Genomic DNA, 449 nt, shown 5'->3' with positions numbered 1-449 from the left:
AATGTTTGAAAACTGTTTTACAAGCTCGGCTACGCCACCGGTATGATCGCTATGATGATGGGTAATTAAAATGCCACCAAGCTGTAAGTTATACTCTGCTAAATGCGCCATAACGGGCTGTGCGTCGCCTGGGTCAACCACCCACGCTAGGTCGCTATTATGGGTAGTTAAACACCAAATATAATTGTCAGAAAATGCTTTAATTGCTTTAACTTGCACCATATTAATTTGCTCTATAAAGTGACGGGTAACACCTAGTATAACGAGCTATAAAAATGAAACCAGCCCTTAGTTTTCAAGAAGGACCCAAACCGCTGTCATGGCAGCAGTTCCCTCATGGGGATTATTTACGTGCTGACATTGAACAAAAAATGGATCAATGGCTGCCGCGTATGTTTGGTTACCATATGCTTAAATTAGGTAATTTAAGTGGCGAGCTTAATACCAGC

At 41.6% G+C, this 449-nt stretch carries 1 protein-coding gene; it reads right to left on the bottom strand.

Annotated elements, in window-relative coordinates:
• The coding region (locus B2R65_RS04170) for an MBL fold metallo-hydrolase (protein ID WP_286741284.1) at nt 1–222 on the bottom strand (222 nt) is incomplete at its 3' end.
• Nucleotides 223–449: the final 227 nt, after the last annotated feature.

The sequence above is a fragment of the Pseudoalteromonas sp. UBA2102 genome (genome assembly GCF_002331165.1).
GTDB lineage: Bacteria > Pseudomonadota > Gammaproteobacteria > Enterobacterales > Alteromonadaceae > Pseudoalteromonas > Pseudoalteromonas atlantica.
The sequence above is the reverse complement of the archived record's forward strand: the minus strand, read 5'-3'. Positions and strand labels throughout refer to the sequence as shown.